The organism is Thiocapsa sp. (assembly GCF_022340925.1).
Taxonomy (GTDB): Bacteria; Pseudomonadota; Gammaproteobacteria; order Chromatiales; family Chromatiaceae; genus Thiocapsa.
The window spans coordinates 1-8,758 of record NZ_JAJDNA010000021.1 but is presented as its reverse complement, the minus strand read 5'-3'; the positions used below and the strand labels follow the sequence as shown (position 1 = coordinate 8,758).

The following is an 8,758-nucleotide window of genomic DNA, read 5'->3' as shown; positions in this document are numbered from 1 at the left end:
CGGGTGCGAAGTACATCGCGACCACCTGGATCGTGTTTGCCTGATGCCCGCGGCCACACCGACCCTGCTGGCCATCATCGAGCTTGGCGGCTACCCCAACCTGACCCCGCTCTATCGCGGCCTGGGCTTCGAGGTCGAGGTGGTGAGCTCGCAGCGCAAGGCCCAGGCGGCGCTGAAGCGTCGCGTCCCCGATGTCATCGTCGCCGAATACAACTTCCAGTCCGATTTTCGCGACCGGACCAGCAATCTGGAGACGCTGATGGCGCGCCTGCAGCGCCACCCCGAGGTCAAGGTCATCTGCTTCTATCCGCCCGAGCACCGGCACAAGCTCGAAACAATGACCGCTCGTTTTCCGGTCTTCGAGGCGATTCCCTTCCCGGTCGAGGCGGCGCGGGTGGAGGTGGCCCTGAGGCGCGCACTGGGCTGAGACGCGAGGGGCGCGGCTCACCAGCTGCCCCGCCCCGCTTGCGCGGCTAGCCAGGCAGGAGCGCCATGCAGGCCGCCGGCGCGCGGGGTTCCGGCTTGGTCCTGTCCGTGCCTCGCTTCGATGGGCTGCGTGCCTCCTCGCTGAACCACCAGGCAAGCTCCTGCCCGCAGCCCGAGCCGCCGCCGAGCGCGGGTTGGGCCTCACAATCGGGGCTCCCCGCTGGACAGGTCAGTCTGACGTGAAAGTGTGAGTCGTGACCCCACCAGGGACGGATCTTCCCCAGCCAGTCGGGATCACCCTTCACATCGTGGCAGAGCGCGCGCTTGATCGCCGGATTGACGAAGATCCGCTCCACCGCCGGGTGGCGCGCGGCCGTCTCGATCAGGAATTGCTGATCGGTTCCCCAATGCGGGCTCACGAAGATGCCGCCGGGTTGGACCATGCTCGTCGGGTCGGAGCGGTTGTCCATCAGTCTCGTTGCGGCGGCGGCCGAGCCGACCAAAGTGAACCAGATGTCGACGTCCAATCCGTTCTGATGACTGCGATGGGAGGAGGGCATCCGGCCGCCGCGGGGCTGGCTGAGGTCGCCGATCATCACCAGCTGCGCGCTTCTTCGCTGCTGGCTGCGACCCAGGTCTTCGATGAACCGGATCAGCTCCGGATGACCATAGTGGCGGTTGCGATAACGGCGCACGCTGACATAGCCGGGCCCGGTCTCGGGCAGGGCATCGGCGCCCCCGATGCAGCCGTTCGAGACGGCCCCGATGACACGCGGAGGCCCGCCGCTCGGCGCGGCAACCTCGGCCCATGGGGTGGCCTGGACGGCGCTTGCGGAGATCCAGGCGAGGATGCCCGCGATCCAGGGACCGGGGGCGATCCGTTTGACTGGCGGCCTGCACGCTTGGGACATGGATCGGCTCCTTGGTGTGAGAAAGACGTTTCGCAACGCATGACCGCGGCGTCTCCGGAGGCGCCGCCGCGGGCTGGCTCGGCTAGGAGCACCGCCCTCGTCACAACACCCCGGATGTCGATCGCTCAAGCCGCGGTTTATCGCAGACTGCCCTGTGAGCCTGTCGGCCTCAAGCCATCCAGGTTGCTCGGGACATGATGAGTGGCCATCCTGGCCATCATCAGCTCGCCTTCCGAGAGGCGCGCCTCTCGGAAGGCTCCCTGTCCAGTCACCGGGGCGCCTGAACATGCCGGGGCCTCCTGCCCCGGACGGCCAACGCTGAATACGTCAGCGCTAGAAAGACCATACGTGCGGCACGACCACGACGGTCAACAGCCCCACGAGCAGGGTCAAGGGGACGCCGATCCGTACGAAGTCCCCAAAATGGTACCCGCCGACATTCAAGACCATCAGGTTCGTCTGATAGCCGATGGGGGTCGCGAAACTGGCCGATGCCGCGACCATCAGGGTGAGGATGAATGGCTCGGGCGCGACCCCCATCGCCTCGGCGGCCTGCAGGGCAATCGGGAAGACCAAGACCGCGGCGACGTTGTTGGTCGCGAGCGCGGTCAGGAGCGCGGTCGCCATGAAGACGAGGGCGAGTGTGATCCAGGGATCGCCGTCCGCCAGCCCGATCAGACCTCCGGCCATGGCCGATGCGGCGCCGGTCTTCTCCAACGCCGCGCCGATGCCGAACGAGGTGGCAATGACGACCAGGACCTGCCAATCCGGTGCGCGCCGCGCGGTGCGGCTGGTGGTGCACCGCGTGAAGATCATCAGCCCGGCCGCGAGGAGTGCCGCCTCCAACATGCTGAGCCAGCCCAGGCTCACCGCCGCGATCATGGCGATGACGATCGCGATGGCCACCGGCGCTCGGTCATGCTTGAGGGGATGGAACTCCCCGATCTGACTCACCAGCAGGAAGTCGCGCGAGTTCCTTTGCTGCTCGACGAAATTCGGGCGCGTCTCCAAGAGCAGGGTGTCGCCCGGCGCCAGGACGATATCGCCGATCTTGCGCGCGACCCGCTCTCCGTTGCGGGCGAGCGCGATGATGACCGAATTGTAGCGATTTCGGAAGCGCCCCTCGCGGACGCTCTTGCCGACGAGCGGCGACTTGTCCGAGAGCACGGCCTCGACGAAACAGCGTCCGGGACGCGGCAGGTTGAGCTTGAAGACCTGATCGGTCGCGGGGATGAGGCCGCGCGTGCGCTGCAGATCCATCACCGAATCCAGGATGCCGGCGAAGACGAGCCGGTCATTGGCTTGCAGAAGCTCTTCGGAGGAGACCGCTGCCATGACCTGCTCCCCCCGCTCGATCTCGATCAGGAAGAGCCCCGGGAGTTGACGCAACCCCGCATCCTCGATGCTCTTCCCGACCAGCGGGCTGCCCGGCTGCACCAGCATCTCGGAGGTGTACTGACGGACGTCCTCGTAGCTGGCCGCCGCGGGGAGGCGTTTCGGCAGGAGCCAGTGTCCCGCGGTCAAGAGAAAGACGAGCACGGCGACCGTCACCGGCAGGCCGACCCAGACCGGCTCGAAGAGTCCGAGCCCCTCGCCCCCCAGACGCTCGACATAGAGCCCGTTGACGACCAGATTGGTGCTGGTTCCGATGAGCGTGCAGGTGCCGCCGGCAATGCTTGCGAAAGAGAGCGGAATCAAGAGGCGTGATAGCTCCAGACGGTGGCGCTTGGCCCAGTCCTGAACGGCCGGAATGAAGATCGCCACCACCGGGGTGTTGTTGAGGAAGGCGCTGAGCCCGGCGACGGGCAGCATGAGGCGCAGACGGGCGTCAGTGGGGCCGCGCGGACGACCGAGCAGGCTGGGTCCGACCCAGCCGACGGCGCCCGTCTCGGTGAGCCCGGTGACGACCACGTACAGTACCCCGACGGTCAACATGCCGGGGTTCGAGAAGCCGCTCAACGCCTCGGCGGGGGTCAGGATGCCGACGACCAGCAGCAGGGTCAGGCCACCCACGGTGATGACGTCGGGCGCGGCCCGGCTGAAGGCGAAGAGGCCGAAGCAGAGTGCGACGATCCCCAGGCTGAACCAGCCCTCCCAGCCGAGCTGCAGGAATGCGTCCATCCCGCCGCTAGACCAATGCGCCGAGACGTCGGGCGACGGCCCGGATCTGCTCGGACGGCGGATAGCTGGCGCCGCCGTCCGACACGAGATAGGCCAGCCACGCCGCGAAGGGTGCCGCCGGGTCGGGGCCGGTGTGGTGACAGCCGGGGACGCTGATCACACAGCCACCGATCCTCCAGGGTCCAGCGCTGCGCAGCGCCCCGGCAAGCAGATGGGCAGATGGGGCGGGGGTGCACTGATGCCAGTGGAGATCCAGGTCAAGCAGGCGGCGCGCGCGGGGCAGGCATGCGGCGATGATCTGGCGTGTGCCGTCCGGGCAACGCAAGGTCGGCGGGGCAGTGACGCTGAAGAGGTCGGCCATGACTCAGCGATCAGGTTCAATCGTCCTGGCTGCGCTGCAATGCCTCGTAACGTGCCTTGAATGCCTCCTGGCGAAGCCGCGAGGCATCCTCCTCGGTGGGTGCCAGCGGCGCGTCCTGCCAGGTGCCGGTTGCGTGGTCGAACACGGAGAAGCGGTAGCCCCGGCCGACCTTGAAGACCTTGGTGACGTCTTTGCCGGCCTGCTCCATGGCCTCCAGCTTGCTAAGGCCCGCCCCCGATGGGGCGCTCCCGCGCGGCGTCTCCGCGATGGGTCGATGCTCGGTCAGGTGGAAGCGGTTGTTCTGGATCTCGCCTTGCACGTCCAGCTCGACCGATTCGATACCGGGCAGGCGGGCGAGGAGATAGCCAGCCATCATCATGCCGAGCTGCTGGTTCTCCGATTCGAGCGCCGTCAGCAGCTTGTCGGCGACGATCTGGCAGCGCTGCAGCCGATCGGGTCGTTCGACCCATTCGCGGCTCATCTGCCACCCGCCGTCCATGTCCTGATCCAACTGGTCGAAGAAGGGTTGGGCCTGGCTGATCAAGGCATCGGGGACATTGAGCTCGTAGATATGATCGTCGATGATGGCCTTCAGAAGCATCCCGCGTCTCGCACTTCGACTTGAACCGGCTTTGATTCTAACCCGGACGCGGCCAAAGCCAATCATGAAGATCCGACTCGGACCGCATTATGTTGTTGACCATCCCGCAACTGCTCAATCCCGCGCAGATCACCAAGATCCACGAGACCCTTGTCGGCGCGCCGTTCGTCGACGGCAAGCTCAGCGCCGGCTTTGCTGCCGGTCGGGTCAAGCGCAACGAGGAGATGCGACCCGAGCCCGAGCGCATGCAACGGCTGGTCCGAATCATCATGGCCAGTCTCGGCCATCATGAGACCTTTCGGTTCGGTGTCCTACCGCACCGGGTGGCGGACCCGATCGTCGCACGCTATACACCCGGAATGGCCTACGGGGAGCACGTGGACGACCCGATCATGGGCTCCGGCGGGCCGCGGTTCCGCTCAGACGTCTCCATGACCATCTTCCTGAACGCCCCCGAGACCTACGATGGCGGGGAGCTGGTCATCCGAACCCCGTTCGGTGAGCAGCAGGTCAAGCTCGCCGCGGGCGACGCGATCATATACCCCTCCTCGAGCCTGCATCGTGTCGCCGAGGTCACGCATGGCGAACGCCTGGTGGCCCTGACCTGGATCCAGAGCCATGTGCGCGACCCTGCCAGGCGCGAGCTGCTCTACGAGCTGAACCTCGCTCGCGAGCAGCTGCTGAAAGATGCCCCCGGTGAGTCCACGACGGCCTACGTCGACCGGTCCTATGCGAATCTCCTGCGGATGTGGGGCGAGCTTTGAGGAGCGGTGCACGGCACCTGCAGGTTTGCGACGGAGTGACGGACCGATGCCGCGACCCCCGATCGGTAATAGAATCATGCGAGCCGCACGTCCGAGTAGGAGCCCTGATCATGCCGGTCTATGAGTTCTACTGCCCCGACTGTCATGCCATCTTCAATTTTTTTTCGCGTCGGGTCGATACCGAGACGCGCCCTGCCTGCCCGCGCTGCGGTCGACCGGACCTCGGCCGTCAGGCGAGCCTTTTTGCGATCCGCGGTGCGCCTGATCAAGAAGGGGGAGGCGCCGAAGGGGACGGGCTACCGGCGGGTCTGGACGAGTCGAAGCTGATGAACGCCTTTGCCTCCATGGCGGGCGAGCTGGAGAACCTCGACCAGGATGACCCCAAACAGGCCGCGCAGACGATGCGCAGACTCTTCGAGGCGACTGGCCTCAGGCTGGGCGACGGAATGGCCGAGGCGATCCGCCGGATGGAGGCGGGTGAAGACCCGGATCAGATCGATGCCGAGCTCGGTGATGTGCTCGATCAAGAGGATCTGTTGGGTGAGGAGGGCGGCAGGCGGACGGCGGAAGCCCTGAAGCAGCTGCGCCGCGACCTGTTGCCCGCCGCACGCGACGATACCTGGTACCCCTTGCACGCATCGAGCACCCTGCGGGATGAATCACCCGGCTGAAGAGGGCTGTCACGCGCCCGCGGGCCCGATGCAGTGGGGCGATGGCCCGTGCTACACTGCGCGCGGCCTCCGGAATCCGCAACCTGCGACAAGGATATGACACGGCAGAAGACCTACCTCGTGATCTCGGCGCTCGGCGAAGACCACCCCGGTATCGTCAACCAGATCTCCAAGGCTGTGCTCGAGCATGGATGTAACATCGAGGACAGCCGTATGACCGTCCTCGGCGGCGAGTTCGCGGCGATCCTCCTGGTCGAGGGCAAGTGGAACACGCTGGCCAAGATCGAGAACACCCTGCCGGAGCTGGAGCGGCAGCTCGGCATGACGATCACTGCGAAGCGGACGGGCGAGCGGGCCGTCGGCGGGAATCTGCTCCCCTACGCGGTCGATGTGATCTCAATGGACCATCCCGGGATCGTCAACAACCTCGCAGGCTTCTTCGCCGACCGCAAGATCAACATCGAGGACATGTCGACCACCACCTATTCTGCGGCCCACACGGGGACACCGATGTTTTCGGTGCATATGACCGTGGGCATTCCGGCGGATCTGCACATCGCGGGATTGAGGGAAGAGTTCATGGACTACTGTGACGGGCTAAACCTGGACGCCGTGCTCGAGCCGATCAAGGGCTGATGCGCAGGATGCATTCCGGGCGCTGGCGGGCGTCGGATGGTGGGAATTGCCCGGCAGTGCCACCACCTCCAGTGGTTCGACAGAAGATCCAACAGCGGAGGCATCCCGCATGAGCGTGGCGATCGGCGAGACTATCCCTGACCTTGAGCTCCCCGCAACCGGTGGCAAGAGCATCAAGCTGTCGGACTATCGGGGCCAGAACCTGGTCCTTTACTTCTATCCCAAGGCCAGTACACCCGGCTGCACCCAAGAGGGGCAGGATTTCCGCGATGCCGCGCGGGACTTCGACGCCGCCAATACGCGCGTCCTCGGTGCCTCGCGCGACGGGGTCAAGGCCCAAGAAAACTTCAAGACCAAGCAATCCTTTCCATTCGACCTCGTCTCCGACACGGACGAGGTCCTGTGCAAGGCGTTCGATGTCATCAAGATGAAAAAGATGTACGGCAAGGAGAGCCTCGGGGTGGAGCGCAGTACGTTCCTGATCGACAAGGACGGCGTGCTGCGCCAGGAATGGCGGCAGGTCAAGGTCAAGGACCACGTCGCCGAAGTGCTGGAGGCTGCGCAGCGGCTGGCAGGCGGTTGAAGGTCGCTTCGCCACAGGGCGGGGCCTTCGGCCATCGTCGTGGCCTGCGGCATTCCGCCTTGTGGCTCCCGGAGGAGGGCCGGCCCCGCCCCGTGTGGCTCATTTCCCACCGGATCGGACGCCTGCCGCCTCGGGCGTCAGGATGACCCAATGTGCCCAGTCCTATGATCAAACGCGAAAACGATAAGACCTGCCTGTTCGTCCTCGATACCAACGTGCTCATGCACGACCCCACCGCCATCTTTCGGTTTCAGGAGCACGACATCTTCCTGCCGATGATCGTTCTGGAAGAGCTCGACCACGGCAAGAAAGGACTCTCGGAGGTCGCGCGCAACGTGCGTCAGGTCACTCGATTCCTCGACCAGCTCATGTCCGGTGCCGACAAGGACGAGATCGATGCCGGGCTGCAGATCGGCCCCATTTCCGCCAACGGGGGCGGCATCCAGCTCCCGGCGACCGGTCGGCTCTTCTTTCAGACCGAGCCGCTCGTTCTCAAGCTCCCGAATTCACTTCCCGGTACCGTGCCCGACAACAACATCCTCGGGACCGCCCAGGCCCTGCGCGAGCTTCGAACCGATCGCCAGGTGATCATCGTCTCCAAGGACATCAACCTTCGCATCAAGGCGGCGGTGCTGGGTATCCCGGCCGAGGACTACTCGAACGACCAGGTCCTCGACGATGTCACCCTGCTGTACACGGGGATGGAGGCATTGCCGGAGGATTTCTGGGAGCACCACGAGAAGTCGCTCGATTCGTGGAAAGAGGAGGGCCGCACCCTCTACGGCATCCAGGGGCCGGACATCGCCGACTGGCACCCCGCCCAGTGCGTCTACCTGGGGGATGATGGGGCCTTCGAGGCAATCGTGCGCGAGAAGCGAGCGGAAACCGAGGCCGTCATCGAGCTGGTCGACGACTATCGACAGGCCCGCCACAGCGTGTGGGGGATCAGGGCGCGCAATCGCGAGCAGAACTTCGCACTCAACATGCTGATGGACCAGGAGCTGGATTTCGTGACCCTGCTGGGCGCCGCCGGGACCGGCAAGACACTTCTGGCCCTGGCGGCGGGTCTCGCGCAGGTGCTGGATCGCAGCCTGTACCGCGAGATCATCATGACCCGCGTGACGGTGCCGGTCGGTGAGGACATCGGCTTCTTACCGGGCACCGAGGAGGAGAAGATGACGCCGTGGATGGGGGCGCTCATGGACAACCTGGAGGTCCTGACCCGACCCGAGGGTGGTGAATGGGGTCGCGCGGCGACCAACGACCTGATCCGCAATCGCATCCGGATCTCCTCATTGAATTACATGCGTGGTCGCACCTTCCTCAACAAATACATCATCCTGGACGAGGCCCAGAATCTGACCGCCAAGCAGATGAAGACCCTGATCACGCGCGCCGGGCCAGGGACCAAGCTCGTCTGTCTGGGGAACATCAGTCAGATCGACACCCCGTACTTGACCGAGACCACCTCCGGCCTGACCTACGTCGTCGACCGCTTCAAGCATTGGCCACACAGCGGACACATCACCCTGCTGCGCGGAGAGCGCTCGCGCCTCGCCGACTTCGCCTCGCAGGAGCTCTAAGGACGCGCTGACATACTCAGCGCTTCCGGCGCGGGGCAGGAAGTCCCCTGCTGATTTTTTGGCCAGGAAGGCCAAAACGAGGAGCCTCCCGATGAAGATTG

At 65.3% G+C, this 8,758-nt stretch carries 10 protein-coding genes; 6 read left to right on the top strand and 4 right to left on the bottom strand.

The features are described from left to right. On the top strand, positions 1-427 hold a 427-nt coding region (locus LJE61_RS03145; RefSeq protein ID WP_296917391.1), incomplete at its 5' end, for a DNA-binding transcriptional response regulator. A 46-nt stretch (positions 428-473) separates the two neighbouring features. Here LJE61_RS03145 and mepA read toward each other — a convergent pair. From mepA to LJE61_RS03125, 4 genes are all read right to left on the bottom strand, one after another. Continuing rightward, positions 474-1,337 (bottom strand): penicillin-insensitive murein endopeptidase, encoded by an 864-nt coding sequence (gene mepA / locus LJE61_RS03140; RefSeq protein ID WP_296917389.1) that lies wholly within the window; start codon positions 1,335-1,337, stop codon positions 474-476. Positions 1,338-1,670: 333 nt separating this feature from the next. Continuing rightward, positions 1,671-3,458 (bottom strand): SLC13 family permease, encoded by a 1,788-nt coding sequence (locus tag LJE61_RS03135; RefSeq protein ID WP_296914515.1) that lies wholly within the window; start codon positions 3,456-3,458, stop codon positions 1,671-1,673. Positions 3,459-3,465: 7 nt separating this feature from the next. Next, complete coding sequence (locus tag LJE61_RS03130) at positions 3,466-3,819, bottom strand: hypothetical protein (RefSeq protein WP_296914516.1); 354 nt, start codon at positions 3,817-3,819, stop codon at positions 3,466-3,468. 16 nt (positions 3,820-3,835) lie between these two features. Next, positions 3,836-4,420 (bottom strand): hypothetical protein, encoded by a 585-nt coding sequence (locus LJE61_RS03125; protein WP_296914519.1) that lies wholly within the window; start codon positions 4,418-4,420, stop codon positions 3,836-3,838. An 89-nt stretch (positions 4,421-4,509) separates the two neighbouring features. Between LJE61_RS03125 and LJE61_RS03120 the strand changes: the two genes are divergently transcribed. The 5 genes from LJE61_RS03120 to LJE61_RS03100 all read left to right on the top strand — a co-directional run bounded on the left by LJE61_RS03120 (position 4,510) and on the right by LJE61_RS03100 (position 8,657). Further along, positions 4,510-5,184, top strand: coding sequence for a Fe2+-dependent dioxygenase (locus LJE61_RS03120; protein ID WP_296914521.1), 675 nt, complete (start codon positions 4,510-4,512; stop codon positions 5,182-5,184). A 110-nt stretch (positions 5,185-5,294) separates the two neighbouring features. Next, positions 5,295-5,855: an FmdB family zinc ribbon protein gene (locus tag LJE61_RS03115; RefSeq protein ID WP_296914524.1), complete on the top strand. Its 561-nt coding sequence runs from the start codon at positions 5,295-5,297 to the stop codon at positions 5,853-5,855. 96 nt (positions 5,856-5,951) lie between these two features. After that, entirely contained in the window at positions 5,952-6,491 is a 540-nt protein-coding gene (locus LJE61_RS03110) for a glycine cleavage system transcriptional repressor (RefSeq protein WP_296914527.1), read from the top strand. 109 nt (positions 6,492-6,600) lie between these two features. After that, entirely contained in the window at positions 6,601-7,074 is a 474-nt protein-coding gene (locus LJE61_RS03105) for a peroxiredoxin (protein ID WP_296914530.1), read from the top strand. 164 nt (positions 7,075-7,238) lie between these two features. Next, entirely contained in the window at positions 7,239-8,657 is a 1,419-nt protein-coding gene (locus LJE61_RS03100) for a PhoH family protein (protein WP_296914533.1), read from the top strand. The last annotated feature ends 101 nt before the right edge of the window (positions 8,658-8,758 follow it).

Bases quoted from the DNA above. Each gene is read 5' to 3' on its own strand.
- mepA (WP_296917389.1), bottom strand. From the start codon at position 1,337: ATGTCCCAAGCGTGCAGGCCGCCAGTCAAACGGATCGCCCCCGGTCCC.
- LJE61_RS03135 (WP_296914515.1), bottom strand. From the start codon at position 3,458: ATGGACGCATTCCTGCAGCTCGGCTGGGAGGGCTGGTTCAGCCTGGGG.
- LJE61_RS03130 (WP_296914516.1), bottom strand. From the start codon at position 3,819: ATGGCCGACCTCTTCAGCGTCACTGCCCCGCCGACCTTGCGTTGCCCG.
- LJE61_RS03125 (WP_296914519.1), bottom strand. From the start codon at position 4,420: ATGCTTCTGAAGGCCATCATCGACGATCATATCTACGAGCTCAATGTC.
- LJE61_RS03120 (WP_296914521.1), top strand. From the start codon at position 4,510: ATGTTGTTGACCATCCCGCAACTGCTCAATCCCGCGCAGATCACCAAG.
- LJE61_RS03115 (WP_296914524.1), top strand. From the start codon at position 5,295: ATGCCGGTCTATGAGTTCTACTGCCCCGACTGTCATGCCATCTTCAAT.
- LJE61_RS03110 (WP_296914527.1), top strand. From the start codon at position 5,952: ATGACACGGCAGAAGACCTACCTCGTGATCTCGGCGCTCGGCGAAGAC.
- LJE61_RS03105 (WP_296914530.1), top strand. From the start codon at position 6,601: ATGAGCGTGGCGATCGGCGAGACTATCCCTGACCTTGAGCTCCCCGCA.
- LJE61_RS03100 (WP_296914533.1), top strand. From the start codon at position 7,239: ATGATCAAACGCGAAAACGATAAGACCTGCCTGTTCGTCCTCGATACC.